Below are 20,447 nucleotides of genomic sequence, written 5' to 3'. Positions count from 1 at the left end.
TAGAAGCCGGTTGTTTCCGATTCGTTTCACCCGCAAGTCACCCGTGCATCCCCCTGATCACTCAGCGACCACCTCACGGTGAGCTGACCTGCGGTGTGAGGCCGTGTTTTCATCGCGGTCACCAACGTGCAACGGATGCGGAATGCCCAGGCAGTAAACCTGGGACAAGCCCGAACGCAGCGTTGCGGTTACGGGCGGGGAGTGTCTGGCACAGCCGCCGGCGGCGGCAGTTGACCGCATCGGATCCATCCACCACAGGAGACATCATGACCGTTACGGACAGCGAATCGACGGGGGCAGTCACGACGGCGCCACCCGGTGCGCCGGGTCGCCATCGGGGCAAGCACTGGATCGACGACTGGCGCCCCGAGGACCCCGAATTCTGGGACTCGGTCGGGCGACCCGTCGCGCGGAAAAACCTGATCTACTCGATCTTCGCCGAGCACATCGGCTTCTCGGTGTGGCTGCTGTGGAGCATCGTCGTCGTCCAGATGACGGCGGCGGCCGACGGCACCGCCACGGCGTCCGGTTGGGCGCTGACCACCTCGCAGGCTCTGTGGCTGGTTGCGGTGCCCAGCGGCGTCGGGGCCTTCCTCCGACTCCCGTACACGTTCGCTGTCCCGGTCTTCGGGGGCCGCAATTGGACGGTGATCTCGGCGCTTCTGCTGCTGATCCCGTGTCTCGGATTGGCCTGGGTGGTGAGTGACCCGAGCATCCCGTTCTGGGTGCTGCTGTTGGTTGCCGGCACCGCCGGTTTCGGTGGGGGCAACTTCGCTTCGTCGATGGCCAACATCTCGTTCTTCTACCCGGAGAAGGAGAAGGGCTGGGCGCTCGGCCTCAACGCTGCGGGTGGAAACATCGGAGTTGCCGTCGCGCAGAAGGTGATTCCGATTGTGGTCACCATCGGCGCTGGGGTGACGCTGTCGCTGGCGGGGCTGTTCTACGTGCCGTTCGCGGTCGCCGCGGCGATATGTGCGTTCCTGTTCATGAACAACCTGACCGAGGCCAAAGCCGATGTGAAGCCGGTTTGGCATTCGCTGCGCCACACGGACACGTGGGTGATGTCGTTGCTCTACATCGGGACGTTCGGCTCGTTCATCGGTTATTCGGCGGCGTTCCCGACGCTGCTCAAGGCCGTGTTCGACCGTGGTGACATTGCGTTGACCTGGGCATTTCTCGGTGCATTCATCGGGTCGGTAGCCCGTCCGCTCGGCGGCAAGCTGTCGGACGTATACGGGGGAGCGCGGATCACCGCGCTGAGCTTCGTCATGCTGGCGGTCGGCGCCGCGGGCGCGCTCTGGTCGGTGCAGGCCACGAACATGCCGGTGTTCTTCATCGCCTTCATGTTCCTGTTCGTCGCCACTGGCATCGGCAACGGTTCCACCTACCGGATGATCTCGAAGATCTTCCGGGTGAAGGGTGAAGACGCCGGCGGCGACCCGTTGACCATGCTGCATATGCGTCGTCAGGCTGCGGGTGCGCTCGGAGTCATCTCGTCGGTCGGTGCGTTCGGCGGGTTCATCGTGCCCCTCGCCTACGCGTGGGCCAAGTCCGAGTTCGGCAACATCCAGCCGGCGCTGCAGTTCTACGTCGGCTTCTTCCTCGTCCTGCTGGTCGTGACATGGTACTTCTACCTGCGCAAGGGCAGCCGGATGGCGCAGGCGGGCGTCTGACACGAAGGATGACGACATCGCGATGACCACGCGCACCGCCTGCTCCTACTGCGGGGTCGGCTGCGGGATCTCGGTTGAGACCCGCACCGACCCCGCTACGGGCGCACCGGTGATCGCCAAGGTGTCCGGGGACAAACTCCACCCGACCAACTTCGGGCGGCTGTGCACCAAGGGCGCCACGCACGCAGAGATGATGGCCGCGACCGACGGCCGGCTCACCACCGCCCTGTTGCGACCGTCGCGCGACGCGGACCCGGTGGCCGCCGATGTCGACGACGCACTCGCCGAAGCCGGCAGACGGTTGCGGGCGATCGTCGACGAGCACGGTCCAGATGCGGTGGCGCTCTACGTCTCGGGTCAGATGTCGATCGAGTCGCAATATCTTGCCACCAAGCTGGCCAAGGGATTCCTGCGCACCGTGCACATCGAATCCAATTCCCGGCTGTGCATGGCCAGTGCCGGGACCGGGTTCAAGCAATCGCTGGGCTCTGACGGGCCGCCGGGTTCCTACACCGACTTCGACTGCACGAATCTGTTTTTCGTGATCGGCTCCAACATGGCCGACTGCCATCCGATCCTGTTCCTGCGAATGGCCGACCGGCTCAAGGCCGGCGCCAAGCTGATCGTCGTCGACCCGCGCCGGACCACGACCGCCGAGAAGGCCGACCTGTACCTTCAGATCCGCCCCGGTACCGATCTGGCGTTGCTCAACGGGATCCTGCACCTGCTGGTCGCGGACGGGGCCATCGACGAGGACTTCATCGCCGAGCACACCGAAGGCTGGGAGGCGATGCCGCAGTTCCTGGCCGACTATCCGCCGGACCGGGTCGCCGCGATCACCGGCCTGTCCGAGGCCGACATCCGCGTCGCCGCTGCGATGATCGCCGCGGCGGGGGATTGGATGACCTGCTGGACGATGGGGCTGAACCAGAGCACCCACGGCACCTGGAACACCAATGCGATCTGCAATCTGCACCTGGCCACCGGAGCCATCTGCCGTCCGGGGAGCGGACCCATGTCGTTGACGGGCCAGCCCAACGCCATGGGTGGACGCGAAATGGGTTACATGGGGCCGGGTCTGCCGGGTCAGCGGGCGGTGCTGTCGGCAGCCGACAGGGCCTTCGTGGAGCAGCAATGGGACCTGGAACCGGGCACCATCAGGACCGAGGTCGGACCGGGGACCATCGACATGTTCGGGCAGCTCGGCAGCGACCAGATCAAGGCGGTGTGGATCATCTGCACCAATCCCGTTGCCACCGTGGCCAACCGGGAGACGGTGATCACCGGCCTCGAGGCCGCTGAGTTGGTGATCACCCAGGACGCGTACGCAGACACGGCGACCAATCACTACGCCGACATCATGTTGCCGGCCACCCTGTGGGCCGAGGCCGACGCCGTGATGGTCAACTCGGATCGCAACCTCACCCTGCTGCAACAGTCCATCCCTCCCGCCGGTGACGCCCGGCCGGACTGGGAACTGATCTGCGGTGTCGCCCGACATCTCGGGTTCGGCAGCGCGTTCGACTACAAGTCCAGCGAACAGATCTTCAACGAGATCCGCCGGTTCCACAATCCGCGCACCGGATACGACCTGCGCGGGGCCAGCTACGAGCGGCTCCGCGAGACCCCGGTGCAGTGGCCCTGCCCGCCGGAGGACAGCCCGGCCGGCTCCGACGACCGGAACCCGATCCGCTACCTCAACGACGGGGTCTCCCAGGACCTGTACACCAGTACCGACGGGCACCGTCCGCGGCTCGCGTTCGCCACCGCGTCCCGCCGTGCGGTGTTCCACCCACGCCCGCACCTGGACGCCGCCGAACTGCCCGACGACGACTACCCGATGATCCTGAACACAGGCCGGCTCCAGCACCAGTGGCACACCATGACCAAGACGGGCAAGGTCGCCAAGCTCAACAAGCTCAACGCTGCCCCGTTCGTCGAGATCCATCCCGATGACGCGGCCGCGCTGGGAATCGCCGACGGCCGTGAGGTGGAGCTGACGTCCCGGCGGGGCCGCGCCGTGCTTCCCGCCGTCGTCACCGACCGGGTACGGCCGGGCAACACCTGGGTGCCGTTCCACTGGAACGACGAGCACGGTGAGCATCTGACCATCAACGCCGTCACCAACGACGCCGTCGACCCGGATTCGTTGCAGCCGGAGTTCAAAGTGTGCGCGGTGCGCCTCACTCCGGTACCGGCCGAGGCGGGGTTGCCCATCCCGGCGGAGGCGCCCACCCTCACCGACGACGAAAAGTGCTATCTGGCCGGCTTTTTCGCCGGCGTCGAGCAAGGGGCACCTGGTGTGCCGGTGTTGCCGGCCGCCGCGCCGCTCGGCAGGTCCGCGCGGCTGTGGGTCGACGGATTGCTGGCAGGCCGATATTCGCGGTCCGGCGACGCCGGCCCTGGCGTCGATGCCGCGGTGGAGACGGGACCGCTGGTGCTGTGGGCCTCCCAGACCGGAAACGCCGAGGAGTTCGCCGCAAAACTGGGCGGCCGCCTGCCGGGCGGCCGACTTCGGGCGATGGACGACGTGGCGCTGTCGGATCTCAGCGGAGCGGGCGAGGTCGTGGTCGTGACCAGCACGTTCGGCGACGGTGGACCGCCGGACAACGGTGCCGACTTCTGGCAGCGGCTGCAATCCCCGCAGGCGCCGTCGCTGACGGGGGTGCGCTACTCGGTGCTGGGCATCGGCGACCGGTCCTACGACAACTTCTGCGGTCATGCGAAATCGTTGGACACAAGGCTCTCGGAGTTGGGTGCCACCAGGGTGCTCGACCGCGCGGAATGTGAAGCCTACGACGACCAACCGCTCGCCCGGTGGGCCGACGCCGTCGTCGACGTGCTGGCCGCTCCGGCCGCGCCTGCGGAGGTGGCGCCGCAGGTCCGGGAGCCCGAATCCGCGCCTGCGTCCGGGCCGGTGTGGTTCACCCGCGCGCACCCGATCACCGCGCCGCTGTCCCGGAACACCCGGCTGACCCCGGCCACGGCGGCCAAAGACGTTCGTCAGTTCGGTTTCGACATCAGCAACCACGACGTCACCTACGCCGCCGGTGACTCGCTCGGCGTCTACGTGCGCAACTCCGAGCAGGTGGTCGAGAACTGGTTGGCGGCCACCGGATTCAGCGGAAACGAGTCGGTCATCCTCGACGGTGCCGCCGTGCCGTTGCGTCACGCCCTGACGTCGCACTACGACGTGTGCAAGGTGACGGCCAACCTGGTCGGATTCGTCGCCGAACACTGTGCGGAACCCGCGGTGGCCAAGCGACTGCGCAAGGACCGCGGCGCGCTCGACCGATGGCTGGTGAACCGCAACGGCCTGGACCTCGTCCGCGAGTTCACTGTCCGCGCCGCACCCGAACTGTGGCATGAGGTGCTGGTGCGGCTGACACCGCGGCAGTACTCGATCTCCTCGAGCCCCCTTGTCAGCCCGCACGAGGCACAGCTGACGGTGTCGGTGCTCCGCTACCGCGGCGGCGACGGTGGTCCGCGCGGCGGCGTCGCCTCCACCTATCTGGCCGAGTTGCCAGACAACGCACCGGTGCCGGTGTTCCTGCAGCGTTCGCCGCACTTCCGGCCACCGCGGGATGCGCAGACCCCGATGATCATGGTCGGGCCCGGTACCGGCATCGCGCCGTTCCGGGGTTTCCTCCAGGAGCGTCGCGCCCTCGGGCACACCGGTCGCAACTGGTTGTTCTTCGGCGACCAGCATCGCGACCAGAACTTCTACTATCGCGACGACCTGACCGACATGGTCGACGACGGCTTCCTCAACCGCTTGGATCTGGCGTTCTCCCGCGACCAGGCACAGCGGATCTACGTGCAGCACAAGATGCTCGACTACGGCGCCGACGTGTGGCGCTGGCTCGACGAGGGAGCACACTTCTACGTCTGCGGGGACGCCGGACGGATGGCCCGTGACGTCGACGACGCACTGACCGACATCGTCAAGACCCACGGCGGCATGAGCGCAGAAGCGGCACGCGACTACAAGCGGGAACTGGTCGCCGAGAAGCGCTACGTGCGCGACGTGTACTGAGCGGTGTCGCGGGGGCGGACGGCGACGAACAGTGCTCCCGCGGCGAACAACAGCACCGCCGCGAGCGGGGTCCTACCCCCGGGCGCAAAACCGCCGGCGGAGATCAGTGCCAGCGACAGCGCGCACCCGGCCGTTCCGAGGTAGAGCAGCGGCGCGGTGATGCCACCGGGCACCGGCAGCGCGAAGGTCGGCAGCGGCGCCGCGAACAGGCGGCGCTGCCAGAACAGCAGGCTCAGCAGCGCCACGGTGACCACCGCCAGCACCAACTCCCACTCCAGGCGGGCCAGCCACCACGCGCCGGAACCCAGTGGCGGTTGCGGGAGAAGGCCGGTCGGGTAGCCGACGAGCGTCACGACGATGACGGGCATCATGTGCCACAGATACAGCGCCAACACGTTGTTGTTGGCTGTCGAGATCATCCGTGGCCATCTGCCGCGCGCCAGCACCCGGTTCAGCACCGGTATCAGCGCGAACAGGATGCCTATCTGAACGATCGCCAGCGCCAGCAGTGCCACCGACGGTGGAGCGCTGTTCTCCACCCGGTCACCGGGAACGCCGATCATCGCGATCGGGTAGGGCCCCCAGGTCACCAGAAACGGCAGTGCCACCGCCGCCGCCACGGCCATCGACACCAGCAGCCGGGTGCGCAGAAGTCCGCCGTGCCAGGCGATTCCGAGTTGGTAGATCGCCGCCCAGCAGAAGAAGTAGTTGGCCATCCGGATCTCGGTGTACCCGGTGCTGATCCCCACCGCGTCGACCAGGACCACGCAGGACGCCAGTACCGCAGGCACCGCGAGGCCCCACCGCCGGTGAGCGGCCAGGGCGAGCGGGGTCAACGCCACCACCATCAGATAGACGGCCAGGAACCACAGATGCATGGCCACCGCCCAGCCGCCCAACTCCAGGACCGAGCCGTCGATGCCCGCCAGCATCAACGCGACGATCACGGCGAGCACGAACACCGCGTAGACCGCGGTCGGTCCGAGGGTGCGGGCCACCCGGTGGCGGATCCACTGCTGTCGCGACGTAGCGGCGTCGGCGCCCAGCCGCGACCACGACACCGCGCTGGCGTATCCGGCCACCGCGAAGAACACCGGGACGACCTGGAAGAACCAGGTGATCCACTGGGTCCACGGCATCAGCACCAGGGGGTTGTCCCGGCCGAACTCGCCGTCGCGGTAGGTCATCACCGACAGCAGCCAGTGGCCGACGACCACGAGGACCACTGCCGCCGACCGGTACAGGTCGAGCGCGATCTCGCGCGGGGGTGACGAAGCTCTCGGATCGTCCATCGCTGTCATTGTGGATGGCGACGGGACGTTCGCGCCGCAGCAGGCGCTCGTGTTGCGCACCCGGCTCCCGGGGAATGTTCGCGGTGACTAGTGATCGAGTTGGGCAGGGGCGACTCGGAACCCGGCGGCCTGGGCTCCGGTATGCAGGCGTCGGTCCCAGACGGCGACGATCAGGCCGGGGTCGCCGACAGCCGAAGCGCTGGCCAGATGGACAGCGTCGACCCCGCGTAAGGCATGAACTCGGGCGAGGTGGCCGGCCTGCTGTTCAACCTCCACGGTGAGTTCGACTGGACGGGTCGCCGCCCAGAATTCCGCCCAGTCACGCTCGGCGCCGGCGAGCTCGGATTCGGTCAGGTCGCGATTGCGGGCTGCTGCAGCGAGTGCGGCGCGGACTTCGGGGTAGGCCAGGCGGCTGGACAATGCGGCGTCGCAGCCGTCCCATAACGCAGACGCCAGGGAGCTCCCTGGCTCGGTGGTGAGCAGTTTGACGAAGGCGCTGGCGTCGAAGTAGACGAGCGACACCGGTCAGCGCCGCTGGTCGCTGACCCGGTCAGACACCGGCCGCCGGGGTCGAGGTCCGGACCGACCCGTGGCGACGGGCCGCGGCGCGGTGGCCCTGCCGATCACGCCTTCGGCCGTGAGGCGCTCCAAGGTGCCTGCGCTGTCCAGCGCAGCGAGTCGTGCGATCGGAGTCCCGCGGTCGGTGATGACGACCTCACCGCCGGCCCGTGCTCGATCGAGCCAATCGCTGAGGTGCGCGCGCAGCTCGGTCACGGATACCTCCACACCGTGAACTGTACACTCACTCAGCCTTGATATGTACATGTCACTACTTGAGTGCGGCACCCGCATGACGGGGCAGGCTGTTTACACGCAAGCGGCACCCGAAAAAGTGTTGCAGCGGAGAGTGTTTGCCGTCGCCGGTGGAACTTCGGCGCAGCCGGCGCTAGTGGTCATCTGCATGGCGACGGCCCCGGCATCTGCCGGGGCGACGAAATCCAAGAGTGTCCGAGGGGGGACTTGAACCCCCACGCCCGTTAATAGGGCACTAGCACCTCAAGCTAGCGCGTCTGCCATTCCGCCACTCGGACCAGTTCGAAGGCAGCTTAGGTTATCGGATCAGCCGCCCCGGGCCAAAACCCGGGGAGCGGGGTGCATCGGGCAGACAGTGGTAGGAAAGGGACTGTGAGTACTCCCATGACACCCAGCGACGAGGTCGTCGACCTGGTGAGTGCGCTCATCCGGTTCGACACCTCCAACACCGGCGATCTGGCCACCACGAAGGGCGAGGCCGAATGCGCGCGCTGGGTCGCCGACCGGCTCGAGGAGGTCGGCCTGGAAACCGAGTACATCGAGGCCGGCGCCCCCGGCCGCGGAAATGTGTTCGCCCGACTCGCCGGTGCCGACCCGTCGCGCGGCGCGCTGATGTTGCACGGCCATCTCGACGTGGTTCCCGCCGAGGCCTCCGATTGGAGTGTCCACCCGTTCTCGGGGGCCGTCGAGAACGGCTACGTGTGGGGCCGCGGCGCGGTCGACATGAAGGACATGGTCGGGATGATCATCGCGGTCGCCCGGCATTTCAAGCGCTCCGGCATCGTGCCGCCGCGCGACCTGGTCTTCGCGTTCGTCTCCGACGAAGAAGCCGGGGGCAACTACGGCTGCAAATGGCTTGTGGAGAACCGGCCCGACCTGTTCGAGGGCGTCACCGAGGCGGTCGGTGAGGTCGGCGGATTCTCGCTGACGGTGCCGCGCCGCGACGGCGGCGAGCGTCGGCTGTACCTCATCGAGACCGCCGAGAAGGCAATGATGTGGATGCGGCTGACCGCGCGCGGCCGCGCCGGGCACGGGTCGATGGTGCACGACGACAACGCCGTCACCGCCGTGGCCGCCGCGGTCGCCCGGTTGGGGAAGCACCGGTTCCCGATCGTGCTGACCGAATCGGTGGAGCAGTTCCTGGCCGCGGTGAGCGAGGAGACCGGGTACACCTTCGACCCCGAATCGCCCGACATCGACGGGGCGGTGGCCAAACTCGGGTCGATCGCCAAGATCGTGGGCGCCACGCTGCGCGACACCGCGAACCCGACGATGCTCAACGCCGGCTACAAGGCCAACGTCATCCCCGCTACCGCCGAGGCCGTCGTGGACTGCCGGGTGCTGCCGGGCCGTCTCGCCGAATTCGAGCGGGAGGTCGACGAGGTGATCGGCCCCGACGTCAGCCGGGAGTGGATCACCGCGCTTCCCTCGTATGAGACCCCGTTCGACGGCGAGTTGCTCGAGGCGATGAACGCCGCGATCCTGTCCACCGATCCCGAAGCGCGCACCGTGCCCTACATGCTCTCCGGGGGTACCGATGCAAAACACTTCGCCCGCTTGGGAATCCGGTGCTTCGGGTTCGCTCCGTTGAGGTTGCCGCCGGACCTGGATTTCGCGGCGTTGTTCCACGGCGTCGACGAGCGGGTACCCGTCGACGCGTTGACCTTCGGTGCCGAGGTCCTCGAGCATTTCCTGTTGCACTGCTGAACCAACCGACTGACGACAGAGAGGATCGGCTTCAATGGCCTTTGACTACAACCCCTACGACTTCCTGCCCGACTTGCCCACGTTCACGGTGACCTCGGAGTCGTTCACCGACGGCCAGCCGTGGGCCCAAGACCAGGTCAGCGGCATCATGGGAGCTGGCGGGTCGGACGTCTCGCCGCAGTTGAGCTGGTCGGGTTTCCCTGAACAGACCCGCAGCTTCGCCGTCACCGTCTATGACCCTGATGCGCCGACGGCCTCGGGTTTCTGGCACTGGGCGGTGTTCAACCTGCCCGCCACGGTCACCGACCTGCCCGCCGGTGTCGGTGACGGCAGCAACCAGGGCTTCCCCGGTGACGCGGTCACTCTGGCCAACGACGCCGGCCTGAAGCGCTTCATCGGCGCTGCCCCGCCGGCGGGGCACGGTCCGCACCGCTACATCGTCGCCGTGCATGCGGTCGACGTCGAGAAGCTCGACGTGCCGGCCGAGGGGACGCCCGCGTACCTGGGCTTCAACCTGTTCAGCCACGCCATCGCGCGCGCGCTCATCACCGGCACCTACGAGCAGAAGTAGCAGCTAGCGCGCCGCCGAACCCACGGCCTCGGCGAGGTGGGCGAACCCGTGCTCGTGCAGCCGGCGGGCGATCCCGTCGTGGATGGTCTTGGCCCACAGCCCCCCGCCGTAGACGAAACCGGTGTACCCCTGAAGCAGCGAGGCCCCTGACACGATGCGCTCCCAGGCGTCGTCGGCGGTCTCGATACCGCCGACGCTGATCAGCACCAGCCGGTCGCCGATGCGCGGGTACAGCCTCCGCAGCACCTCCGCGGAGCGCTGCGCGACCGGGGCGCCGGAGATGCCGCCGGGCCCGAGTTCCTCGACCCCCGATGTCGCCAGCCCGGCGCGGGAGACGGTCGTGTTGGTGGCCACGATCCCGGCCAGGCCGAGTTCGACTGCGAGGTCGGCGATGTCGTCGATGTCGCTGTCGGCGAGGTCTGGTGCGATCTTGATCAGCACCGGGGTCGACGTCTCCGCCAGGACGGCGGTCAGGATGGGGCGCAGCGACTCGACCGACTGCAGGTCACGCAGGCCCGGGGTGTTGGGCGAGCTGACGTTGACCACGAGGTAGTCCGCCACAGGCCCGAGCAGCCTGGCGCATTCGGCGTAGTCGTCGGCGGCCTTTTCCGGCGGTGTCACCTTGTTCTTGCCAATGTTGACCCCGATCGGCACATCGGGGGTGCTTCGCGTCAGCTGCGCGGCCAGCGCGCCGGCGCCGCGGTTGTTGAATCCGAGCCGGTTGAGCAGCGCGCGGTCGGCGGGCAGCCGGAACATCCGCGGCGGCGGATTGCCGGGTTGGGCCTGCGCGGTGACGGTGCCCACCTCGGCGAACCCGAACCCCAGCGCACCCCAGGCATGCACTCCGAGCCCGTCCTTGTCGAAGCCGGCGGCCAGCCCCATCGGGCCGGGGAACCGTACTCCGAACACGGTGCTGGCCAGCACCGGGTCGCTGGGCATCAGTCGGCGGGAAAGACGCCGGCGCAGCGGTGCCGGGGTGGTTGCGGTGCGCAGGCCGGCGAACACCCAGGTGTGGATTCGCTCCGGCGGCACCAGGAACAGCGCCCGGCGCAGCGCCCGGTACATCACAGGGCCGGCTGGTCCGGGTCGTGTGACCGGTCGGCACGCCTCTTGCGGCGTAGCAGCACCCGTCTGCTGCCGTCGGTGTACAGCCGAACCCTGGTCAGTTCCCACCCGCGGTACTCGGCCTCGATCGACAACCGGATGGATGCACTCACGCGCGTCACGTCGGGGGGCAGCCGCAGCGGAATCCACTCGTACTCACCGGAGTGGTCCTCGGAAACTGCTTTGCTCCACGCCGCCGGCATCCGGCCCCGTGAGCCGGAGCTCACGTCGCCACCCCGGCGGAGTTGATGACCTGGACGCCGGCTCCGGTGGCCGACACCACGTACAGGGTGTCCGACGACGCGTCGAAAGCCAGCGAGTTGGGTTGCTGCACGGTTCGATGACGCACTTTCTCGACGGGGATGCCGGTCGCAAGATCGTAGCCAACGACGGTGTTGGTCGCCGTCTGGGCGACCCACACCAGCCCGGCCGGATCATCAGAGGACGCCAGTCCGTATGGCGAATCCGGCACCGGGTAGCGCTGTCGCAGGATCAACGGGTCGGCGCCGTACACCAGCAATTCGCCACCGCGAGTGTCGGCGACCAGGACCCTGCCAGCCCCGTCGGCCACCATCGTGGTGGCGCCACGGCCCGCCCGTAGGGCCTGTGCTGACGTCGTGCCGTCGATGTTGAGGCTGGTGACCGAGGTTTGCGCCCGGTCCAGCACGATCGCGGTATTGCCTTGGGTGACGATGCTGTCCACGCGGGCGAACATCTTCAGCTGCGCGCCGACCTCGGTGTCCGAGGCCAGCGTGAACACCGTACCGTCGGCACTGCCCAGCACGAGCAGGCCGTCGGCGCGCCGCGCGATCGCGGTGAAGTCGACCCCTTCATGGCCCTCCACCGCGACCCTGGTGAGGTCTCCGGAGGCGACATCGAGCCGGAAGTAGCCCCCTTTGGTCGACAGCACCACCTGCCCGTCGCCCTCGGCCGCCATCGCCGTCGCGGCGTCATCCAGCTCCACCGGGGTGGCGGCACCCGATGCGGCGAAGACCGTGACGACCGGCCGTTCACCGGCACCGAGAACCAGCAGCGCACCCGTCGACTCGTCGAACGCCGCCGCCGTTGCCGGCCCGGCCAGCGGAAGCACGACCCCGGGCGGGGTGACGGTCACCGCGGGGGAGACGGCGGCGCGCCCGGGGTCGATCGTCGGTGGGGGTGAATCCACGGGGTTCGAGGAACAACCGGCAACAAGCGCCATTGCCAGCACTGCCGCGCCGAGGCGAACCCGCTGAACTGGTGTGTTTATTCGGCTCGGCAACGGGTAGCTCTCGCTCACTTCGGTGGATCCTGATCGAAAAGGCCAGTGTATGCAACGTCGTGACCCGATAACGCCCCCATCTGTTGCCCCGGACGGCGGCCACGGCGGTATGGTACGGACCATGACCCTTGCCGCCGACGGGGACGTAACCCATCAGAACACCCGCCAGGACTTCGCTCTGGAGGACATCACCACCGGTGTGCATGCCAGCGGATTCGGCCAGGTCGGCGACGGGCGCTCGTTCTCGTTCCACATCGAACGTCAGGCGTTGGTCGTCGAGATCTACCGGCCCAGGCTGCGCGGCCCGGTCCCGCAGTCGGAGGACGTCGTCGCGGTGGCCACCCGCAAGCTCACCGATATCGACCTGTCCGACGAGCGCAGTCTGGCGGCCGCGGTGCGCGATGAAGTCGCCGAGGCGCAGCCGGTGCCGCGCCACAACCGCTGACCGCCGCTGACCCCAGCCCACGGTACGGTCGTCGTCGTGACTGACGTGCCTGCGATGTCGTGGCTGCAGGTCGTGGTCCTGTCGGTGCTGCAGGGGCTCACCGAGTTTCTGCCGGTGTCGTCGTCGGGACACCTGGCCATCGCGTCCCGGGTGTTCTTCGACGAGGACGCCGGGGCCTCGTTCACCGCCGTCAGCCAGCTGGGCACCGAGGCGGCGGTGCTGGTGTATTTCGCGCGCGACATCGCGCGGATCGTCAAGGCGTGGTTCCGCGGGCTGTTCAAGGGCGGCCGCCGTGACGCCGACTACTGGCTGGGTTGGTGGGTGATCATCGGCTCGATCCCGATCGCAGTGGTCGGGCTGCTCTTCAAGGACGAGATCCGCACCGGTGCCCGCAATCTGTGGCTGGTGGCGACCGCGTTGATCGTGTTCTCCCTGGTCATCGCAGCTGCCGAGTACTACGGCAGGCAGACCCGCCGAGTGGAGCAGCTCACCTGGCGCGACGCCGTCATCGTCGGATTCGCCCAGTGCCTGGCACTGGTGCCGGGGGTGTCGCGGTCCGGGGCGACGATCAGCGCGGGGCTGTTCCTCGGCCTCGAACGTGAGCTCGCCGCGCGGTTCGGCTTCCTGCTGGCGATCCCGGCGGTGTTCGCCTCGGGGCTGTTCTCGCTGCCCGATGCCTTCAACCCGGTCGGGGAGGGCATGAGCGCCAGCGGCGCCCAACTGCTGGTCGCCACGGTGATCGCGTTTGTCGTCGGATTCGCCGCGGTGTCCTGGTTCCTGCGCTTCCTGGTCCGGCACAGCATGTACTGGTTCGTCGGCTACCGGATCGTGCTGGGCGTCGTCGTATTGATTCTTCTCGGGACAGGGGTGGTGGCCGCCATATGACCGTTCTGTTGTTGCGCCACGGCCGTTCGACATCGAACACCGCGCACACCCTCGCGGGCCGGTCCGCCGGGGTCGACCTCGATGACCGGGGCCGGGAACAGGCCGGGGCCCTCGTCGAGCGGCTCGGGGCGCTGCCCATCCGGGCGATCGTCCGCTCGCCGCTGCTGCGCTGCGCGAGGACCGTCGAACCGCTCGCGGCAGCGCTGGGTCTGGAGCCGGTGACCGAGGACCGGATCGTGGAGGTCGACTACGGCTCCTGGACCGGGCGCAAGATCGGCGAGCTGGTCAAGGAACCGCTGTGGGCGGTGGTGCAGCAGCAACCCAGCGCGGCGGTGTTCCCCGACGGGGAGGGACTGGCCGGGGTGCAGGCCCGCGCGGTGGCCGCGGTGCGCGAGCACGACCGCCGGCTCGCCGACGAGCACGGTGGGGACGTGCTGTGGGTCGCCTGCAGCCACGGCGACGTGATCAAGTCGGTGCTGGCCGACGCGCTCGGCACCCACCTGGACAGCTTCCAGCGCATCAACGCCGACCCGGCGTCGGTCAGCGTCATCCGGTACACCACGTTGCGGCCCTTCGTGATCCACGTCAACCACACCGGCTCCGCACTGAACGCCGCGTTGTCCGCCCCACCTGCCGACACCAAGGCGCAGGAGGGCGATCAGGACGGCCCGGTGCCCACCGGCGAAGCCGTGGTGGGCGGGTCCACCGAATGAGCGCGACGCGGCGCAATTACGGCTGACGTGTCACAGCCGGTATTTTGGAATCTGCCATGGCCCGCGAAATCCACGTCTTCCGCACACCCGACCGCTTCGTGGCCGGGACCGTCGGCCAACCGGGAAATCGCACGTTCTATCTGCAGGCTGTCCACGACAAGCGGGTGATCTCGGTGATCCTGGAGAAGCAGCAGGTCGCGGTACTCGCCGAGCGGATCGCGGCACTGCTGCTGGAGATCAACCGCCGTTTCGGCACGCCGATCCCGCCAGAAGACGGCGAGGTCGAGGATCTCAGCCCGCTCATCACCCCGGTGGACGCCGAGTTCCGGGTCGGCACCATGGGCCTGGGCTGGGACTCCGAGGCGCAGACGGTCGTCGTCGAGCTGCTGGCGGTCTCGGATGTCGAGTTCGACGCGTCGGTGGTCCTCGACGACGCGGAGGAGGGTCCCGACGCGGTGCGGGTGTTCCTGACCCCGGAATCGGCCCGCGAGTTCGCGACGCGGTCCAACCGCGTCATCTCGGCCGGGCGTCCGCCCTGCCCGCTGTGTGACGAGCCCCTCGATCCCGAGGGTCACATCTGCGTCCGCACCAACGGCTACCGGCGCGGTGCGCTCGGCGGATCCGACGATGACCTCGACTCGTAGCGCCCGATGACACCTCGGCCCGATGAGGTGCTGTTGAGCGGTGGGCTGACCGTCCTCGGACGGATCCGCTCGGCGAGCAACGCGACCTTCCTGTGCGAGGCGGTCCTCGGCGAGAGCACCCAACACTGCGTCTACAAGCCGATCCGCGGCGAGGCGCCACTGTGGGACTTCCCGGACGGCACGCTGGCCGGACGCGAACTCGCGTCGTACCTGGTCTCGGCGGCACTGGGGTGGAACATCGTGCCCTACACCATCATTCGTGACGGACCCGCCGGCCCGGGCATGGTGCAGCGCTGGGTCGACCAGCCCGGCGACGACGACCCCGACGCGGCCGACGCAACCGACGCGGGGCCCGATCTGATCGACCTGCTGCCTTCGGGCAGCATCCCGGCCGGTTTCCTGCCGATCCTGCAGGCCTACGACTACGCCGGCGACGAGGTGACGCTGGTGCACGCCGACGACGACCGGCTGCGCCGGGTGGCGGTGTTCGACGTGCTGATCAACAACGCCGACCGCAAGGGAGGCCACGTCCTGACCGGTGTGGACGGACAGATCTACGGCGTCGACCACGGGGTCAGCCTGCACGTCGAGGACAAGCTGCGCACCGTCCTGTGGGGGTGGGCCGGAAAACCGGTCGACGACGACACCCTCGACGCCGTCACCGGACTCGGCGACGCGCTCGACGGTGACCTCGGCGCGCAACTGGGTGGCCATATCACGGCCCGGGAAGTGGCGGCCCTGCGAGCCAGAATCGTTGCCCTGCTGGCCAACCCGGTGATGCCGACGCCCGATCGGCGACGGCCGATACCGTGGCCGGCGTTCTGACGTGGTGTACTTGCCCGGTGACCCTCACCGACGCAGCGCTGGCTGCCGAAGTGGCCGCCGAAGCCGGTGAGCTGCTGCTGGCGATGCGCGAACAGATCGGGTACGGAGACTTCTATGACCCGTACGATCTCGGCGACGCCGGTGACAAACAGGCCAACACACTGATCCTGGACCGGCTGCACCGGGAGCGCCCGAACGACTCGGTGCTCTCCGAGGAGGCCGTCGACGACGTGTCGCGTGTGCACGCCGACCGGGTGTGGATCGTCGATCCGGTCGACGGCACCCATGAGTACTCGCTGCCCGGCCGCGCCGACTGGGCGGTGCACATCGCGCTCTGGCAGCGGTCTTCCGGGCCGCACGGCGGGTCCATCACCGACGCCGCGGTGGCGCTACCCGCGCGCGGCGAGGTGTATCGCACCGACACCGTCACCGCCCCGCCGCCGCGCACCGCCGGGCCGATCCGCATCACCGCCAGTTCCAACCGGCCGCCGCCGGTGTTGTGGCGGCTGCGTGAGCAACTCGACATCCAGCTGGTCCGGATCGGTTCGGCCGGGGCCAAGGCGATGGCGGTCGTCCGCGGTGACGTCGACGCCTACCTCCATGCGGGCGGTCAGTGGGAGTGGGATTCGGCAGCGCCCGCAGGCGTGCTGTGGGCCGCGGGCATGCACGCGTCGCGGATCGACGGGTCGCCGCTGATCTACAACCGCCGCGACCCCTATCTGCCGGATCTGCTGATGTGCCGCCCGGAGCTCGCGGAGGTCCTGCTCACCGAGATCCTGGCCGCCTACCGGCACTGACCGGGACCGGACCCGGGAATGAATAGGGAATGAAACAGCCCTCGGCGTTGTCGGACACGACGATGTCTAGAGTCGGGGTCATGAAATCGTGGTCGGCGCCGAGCGTGCCGGTGCTGCCCGGACGCGGGCCGCAGCTGCGGCTCTACGACAGCGCAGACCGGCAGGTGCGCCCGGTCGCCCCCGGAGCCACCGCCACCATGTACGTGTGCGGGATCACCCCTTACGACGCCACCCACCTGGGACACGCCGCCACGTATCTGACCTTCGATCTGGTGCACCGCGTGTGGCGCGACGCCGGTCACGAGGTGCACTACGTGCAGAACATCACCGACGTCGACGACCCGCTCTTCGAGCGTGCCCAGCGTGACGGCATCGGTTGGCGCGAGCTCGCCGACCGGGAGACCGACCTGTTCCGTGAGGACATGGCGGCGATGAGGGTGCTGCCGCCGCACGACTACATCGCCGCCACCGAAGCCGTCGCCGAGGTCATCGAGGTAGTCGAGAAGTTGCTGGCCTCCGGTGCTGCCTACGTCATCGACGATCCGCAGTATCCCGACGTGTACTTCCACGCCGGGGCGACCGCGCAGTTCGGCTACGAGTCGGGCTACGACCGTGAGACCATGCTGGCGCTGTTCGCCGAACGCGGGGGAGACCCCGAGCGGTCCGGCAAGAGCGACCCGCTCGACGCGCTGCTGTGGCAGGCCGAACGCCCTGGCGAACCCAGCTGGGCGTCACCGTTCGGGCCGGGCAGGCCGGGCTGGCACGTCGAGTGCGCCGCGATCGCGCTCAGCCGCATCGGCACCGACCTCGACATCCAGGGCGGCGGCAGCGACCTGATCTTCCCGCACCACGAGTTCTCCGCCGCACACGCCGAATCCGTCACCGGGGAGCGACGTTTCGCGCGGCACTATGTGCACGCCGGCATGATCGGCTGGGACGGGCACAAGATGTCGAAGAGCCGCGGCAACCTGGTTCTGGTGTCGGGACTGCGACGCGACGGCGTCGACCCCGGCGTCATCCGGCTCGGGCTGTTCGCCGGGCACTACCGCGACGACCGGTTCTGGAGTCAGGCAGTGCTCGACGAGGCGGTGCACCGGCTGCACCGGTGGCGCAGCGCGACCCAGCTGGCGGCTGCGCCCGACGCCGCAGACGTCGTCGCCCGAGTGCGCCGCTACCTGGCCGACGATCTGGACACCCCGAAAGCGATTGCCGCCCTTGATGGCTGGGCGACCGACGCGCTCACCTACGGAGGACACGACACCTCGGCCGGGTCCACGGTCGCAGCGGCGGTCGACGCGCTGCTCGGCGTTGAGCTGTAAACCACCTGCGGTGGAGTAGGTTTCCGCTGTGACTTCAGCGGGATCGGTGGCCGGTAAAACTGTCTTCATCACCGGTGGTGCGCGCGGCGTCGGGGCCGAGGTGGCCCGGCGGCTGCACCGCAGGGGAGCCCGACTCGTCCTGACCGATCTCGACGAGGCGCCGCTCGCGGAGTTGCGCGACACGCTGGGCGGTGACCGAGTGCACACCATCGTGGCCGACGTGCGTGACCTGAGCGCCATGGAGGCCGCCGCGGCCAGTGCGGTCGAGCGGTTCGGTGGCATCGATGTCGTGATGGCCAACGCCGGCATCGCGACCTACGGTTCGGTGCTCCAGGTCGATCCGCAGGCAGTCCGAACTCTGATGGACGTCAACGTCATGGGCGTGTTCCACACCGTGCGGGCGACCCTGCCCTCGGTGCTCGACCGGAGTGGCTACGTGCTGATCGTGTCGTCGCTGGCCGCCTACGCCGCGGCACCGGGCCTGGCCCCTTACAACGCCGCCAAGGCCGCCGTCGAACATTTCGCCAACGCACTCCGCCTCGAAGTCGCCCACCGCGGCGTCGACGTCGGCTCAGCGCACATGTCCTGGATCGACACACCGCTGGTGCGCGACACCAAGGCCGATCTGCCGACCTTCACGGAGATGCTGAGCAGGCTGCCGTTCCCGCTGAACCGGACGACCTCCGTCGAAGACTGCGGGCAGGCATTCGTCACCGGCATCGAGCGCCGCAGACGACAGGTGAACTGTCCCGGCTGGGTCGGTGTCCTGCGATGGCTCAAACCGGTGCTGTCCACCCCCCTCGGGGAACGGCCGGTGGCCGGGTTCGTGCCCGACCTGCTCCCCAGGATGGACGCCCAGGTCGCCGCGCTCGGCCGATCGATGGGCGCCCGCACCAAAGAGCTGGAAGAGCAGTGATCCGCCGGCTGGCCGCCGGACTGGCCGCACTGACCCTGCTCGTCGGATGCAGCACCGACACCAGGGACGCCGAGGCCACCGACACCTCAGCACCGCCCCCGACCGAGTCGGCCGCTGCCGTCACCCCGGACGAGGTTCGGGCCATCGCCAAGGAGGCCTACGTCTACGGGTTCCCGGTGGTGGACAACTACCGGGTGCAGTACACCTATTTCGTCGACAAGCAGGATCCGCAGTACAAGGGCGTCTGGAACCAGGTACACAGCGCCGCCCGGGTGTTCACCCCCGAGGACACCGCCATCCAGACACCCAACTCGGACACGCCTTACTCCACCGTTGGCGCCGATCTACGGGCGGAGCCGCTGGTGCTGACAGTGCCGCCGATCCAGCAGGATCGGTACTTCTCAGTGCAGTTCGTCGACGCCTACACCTACAACTTCGCCTACGTCGGCAGCCGCACCACCGGCAACGGCGGCGGCACCTACCTCCTCGCCGGCCCGAACTGGGAGGGCGAGAAGCCCGAAGGGGTCGATGAGGTGATCCGGTCGGACACCGAATTGGCGTTTCTGCTGTTCCGAACCCAGCTGTTCGGCCCCTCCGACATCGAGGAGGTGAAGAAGATCCAGGCGGGCTATCAGGTCGCGCCGCTGTCGGTGTTCCTCAACCAGCCACCGCCGCAACCCGTGCCGGCCATCGACTTCGTGCCTCCGCTGACCGCCGAGCAGCAGCGGACCTCGCCGCAGTTCTTCGAGATCCTCGACTTCGCGCTGCGCTACGCCCCGACGCTGCCGCAGGAGCGGGCGCTGCGGGAGCGCTTCGCGACGATCGGCATCGGATCCGAGGACGGATTCGACGCGGACACCCTCAGCCCGGAGATCCGCGCCGCCGTCGAAGGTGGCATGGCCGACGCCTGGGCGGAGTTCGACGCGTTCCGCAAGAATGACCTGGAGACCGGCAAGGTGACCTCGGCGCAGCTCTTCGGCACCAGAGAAGACCTCAACAGCAACTACCTGTCCCGGATGGCCGGCGCGGCTCTGGGGATCTACGGGAACACCGCGGCCGAGGCCGTCTACCCGGCCTTCACCCAGGACGCCCAGGGTGAGCCGCTGACCGGCGCGAACAACTACGTGTTCCGCTTCCCATCCGGCGAGTTGCCGCCGGTCAACGCATTCTGGTCGCTGACCATGTACGAGATGCCCGCCAGCCGGCTCGTCGCCAACCCGATGAAGCGCTATCTGATCAACTCGGAGATGCTGCCGAGCCTGGTGCCCGACCCGGATGGCGGGTACACGTTCTACGTGCAGAACAGCTCGCCAGGCATCGACAGGGAGTCCAACTGGCTGCCCGCACCGGAGGGGCCGTTCCAGTTGGTTCTGCGGTTGTATTGGCCCAAGCCCGACGCGCTCAACGGCACCTGGAAGTCGCAACCGCCCGAGAAGGTCTGACCGC

18 protein-coding genes, 1 tRNA gene and 1 pseudogene are annotated in these 20,447 nt (G+C 68.5%); 13 read left to right on the top strand and 7 right to left on the bottom strand.

Features of this window, described 5'->3' with window-relative positions:
• Positions 1 to 266 precede the first annotated feature (266 nt).
• Complete coding sequence (locus G6N53_RS20740) at positions 267 to 1,673, top strand: NarK family nitrate/nitrite MFS transporter (RefSeq protein ID WP_163891550.1); 1,407 nt, start codon at positions 267 to 269, stop codon at positions 1,671 to 1,673.
• Positions 1,674 to 1,695: 22 nt separating this feature from the next.
• Entirely contained in the window at positions 1,696 to 5,709 is a 4,014-nt protein-coding gene (locus tag G6N53_RS20735) for a bifunctional nitrate reductase/sulfite reductase flavoprotein subunit alpha (RefSeq protein ID WP_163891547.1), read from the top strand.
• On the opposite strand, the gene G6N53_RS20730 is transcribed toward G6N53_RS20735, so the two are convergent.
• The 4 genes and pseudogenes from G6N53_RS20730 to G6N53_RS20715 form a co-directional block, all read right to left on the bottom strand.
• Positions 5,688 to 7,001, bottom strand: a complete 1,314-nt coding sequence (locus G6N53_RS20730; RefSeq protein ID WP_371870846.1) for an acyltransferase family protein — start codon at positions 6,999 to 7,001, stop codon at positions 5,688 to 5,690. The two genes, G6N53_RS20735 and G6N53_RS20730, sit on opposite strands and share 22 nt — an antisense overlap.
• Positions 7,002 to 7,088: 87 nt before the next feature.
• Positions 7,089 to 7,523: a type II toxin-antitoxin system VapC family toxin gene (locus G6N53_RS20725; RefSeq protein WP_163891543.1), complete on the bottom strand. Its 435-nt coding sequence runs from the start codon at positions 7,521 to 7,523 to the stop codon at positions 7,089 to 7,091.
• A 3-nt stretch (positions 7,524 to 7,526) separates the two neighbouring features.
• Positions 7,527 to 7,838, bottom strand: a pseudogene (locus G6N53_RS20720) (type II toxin-antitoxin system Phd/YefM family antitoxin); the annotation flags it as partial.
• A gap of 168 nt (positions 7,839 to 8,006) precedes the next feature.
• Positions 8,007 to 8,092 (bottom strand) — tRNA-Leu (locus tag G6N53_RS20715).
• Between the two features lie 106 nt (positions 8,093 to 8,198).
• On the opposite strand from G6N53_RS20715, the gene G6N53_RS20710 reads away from it, so the two are divergent.
• Positions 8,199 to 9,521, top strand: a complete 1,323-nt coding sequence (locus G6N53_RS20710) for a M20/M25/M40 family metallo-hydrolase (RefSeq protein ID WP_163896155.1) — start codon at positions 8,199 to 8,201, stop codon at positions 9,519 to 9,521.
• A gap of 34 nt (positions 9,522 to 9,555) precedes the next feature.
• Positions 9,556 to 10,092, top strand: coding sequence for a YbhB/YbcL family Raf kinase inhibitor-like protein (locus G6N53_RS20705; protein ID WP_163891538.1), 537 nt, complete (start codon positions 9,556 to 9,558; stop codon positions 10,090 to 10,092).
• Between the two features lie 3 nt (positions 10,093 to 10,095).
• Here G6N53_RS20705 and G6N53_RS20700 read toward each other — a convergent pair whose 3' ends face one another.
• Genes G6N53_RS20700 through G6N53_RS20690 form a run of 3 tightly spaced genes read right to left on the bottom strand, consistent with a single transcriptional unit; the run spans position 10,096 to position 12,397 of the window.
• The gene (locus G6N53_RS20700; RefSeq protein WP_163891536.1) at positions 10,096 to 11,157 is read right to left on the bottom strand and encodes a quinone-dependent dihydroorotate dehydrogenase; all 1,062 of its coding nucleotides are present in this window, start codon (positions 11,155 to 11,157) and stop codon (positions 10,096 to 10,098) included.
• On the bottom strand, positions 11,157 to 11,423 hold the full coding sequence (locus tag G6N53_RS20695) for a DUF5703 family protein (RefSeq protein ID WP_205390427.1): 267 nt from the start codon (positions 11,421 to 11,423) through the stop codon (positions 11,157 to 11,159). The genes G6N53_RS20700 and G6N53_RS20695 overlap by 1 nt, the downstream gene beginning before the upstream one ends.
• Positions 11,420 to 12,397, bottom strand: a complete 978-nt coding sequence (locus G6N53_RS20690) for an SMP-30/gluconolactonase/LRE family protein (RefSeq protein ID WP_205390583.1) — start codon at positions 12,395 to 12,397, stop codon at positions 11,420 to 11,422. Before G6N53_RS20690 ends, G6N53_RS20695 begins: the two co-directional genes overlap by 4 nt.
• Before the next feature lie 181 nt (positions 12,398 to 12,578).
• On the opposite strand from G6N53_RS20690, the gene G6N53_RS20685 reads away from it, so the two are divergent.
• From G6N53_RS20685 to G6N53_RS20645, 9 genes are all read left to right on the top strand, one after another.
• Entirely contained in the window at positions 12,579 to 12,902 is a 324-nt protein-coding gene (locus G6N53_RS20685) for a hypothetical protein (protein WP_205390426.1), read from the top strand.
• A gap of 54 nt (positions 12,903 to 12,956) precedes the next feature.
• Positions 12,957 to 13,787 carry an undecaprenyl-diphosphate phosphatase gene (locus tag G6N53_RS20680; protein ID WP_163896149.1) on the top strand — a complete coding sequence of 277 codons (831 nt, stop codon included), beginning with the start codon at positions 12,957 to 12,959 and terminating at the stop codon, positions 13,785 to 13,787.
• Positions 13,784 to 14,500, top strand: a complete 717-nt coding sequence (locus tag G6N53_RS20675; protein ID WP_163891532.1) for a histidine phosphatase family protein — start codon at positions 13,784 to 13,786, stop codon at positions 14,498 to 14,500. Before G6N53_RS20680 ends, G6N53_RS20675 begins: the two co-directional genes overlap by 4 nt.
• Before the next feature lie 56 nt (positions 14,501 to 14,556).
• Entirely contained in the window at positions 14,557 to 15,144 is a 588-nt protein-coding gene (locus tag G6N53_RS20670; protein WP_163891530.1) for an Rv2134c family protein, read from the top strand.
• A 6-nt stretch (positions 15,145 to 15,150) separates the two neighbouring features.
• Positions 15,151 to 15,969: an Rv2133c family protein gene (locus G6N53_RS20665; protein ID WP_163891528.1), complete on the top strand. Its 819-nt coding sequence runs from the start codon at positions 15,151 to 15,153 to the stop codon at positions 15,967 to 15,969.
• Positions 15,970 to 15,986: 17 nt separating this feature from the next.
• Positions 15,987 to 16,766 carry a 3'(2'),5'-bisphosphate nucleotidase CysQ gene (locus G6N53_RS20660; protein ID WP_163891525.1) on the top strand — a complete coding sequence of 260 codons (780 nt, stop codon included), beginning with the start codon at positions 15,987 to 15,989 and terminating at the stop codon, positions 16,764 to 16,766.
• Positions 16,767 to 16,846: 80 nt separating this feature from the next.
• Complete coding sequence (gene mshC, locus G6N53_RS20655) at positions 16,847 to 18,085, top strand: cysteine--1-D-myo-inosityl 2-amino-2-deoxy-alpha-D-glucopyranoside ligase (RefSeq protein ID WP_163891523.1); 1,239 nt, start codon at positions 16,847 to 16,849, stop codon at positions 18,083 to 18,085.
• Between the two features lie 28 nt (positions 18,086 to 18,113).
• A complete protein-coding gene (locus G6N53_RS20650; protein ID WP_163891521.1) occupies positions 18,114 to 19,001 on the top strand; it encodes an SDR family oxidoreductase in 888 nt (295 codons plus the stop codon).
• Complete coding sequence (locus tag G6N53_RS20645) at positions 18,998 to 20,443, top strand: DUF1254 domain-containing protein (protein WP_163891519.1); 1,446 nt, start codon at positions 18,998 to 19,000, stop codon at positions 20,441 to 20,443. The genes G6N53_RS20650 and G6N53_RS20645 overlap by 4 nt, the downstream gene beginning before the upstream one ends.
• Positions 20,444 to 20,447 lie beyond the last annotated feature (4 nt).

Origin of the sequence: Mycolicibacterium hippocampi, assembly GCF_010723735.1 — a bacterium.
GTDB lineage: Bacteria > Actinomycetota > Actinomycetes > Mycobacteriales > Mycobacteriaceae > Mycobacterium > Mycobacterium hippocampi.
Note: the sequence above shows the minus strand (reverse complement) of the source record. Positions and strands in the feature narration are given on the sequence as shown.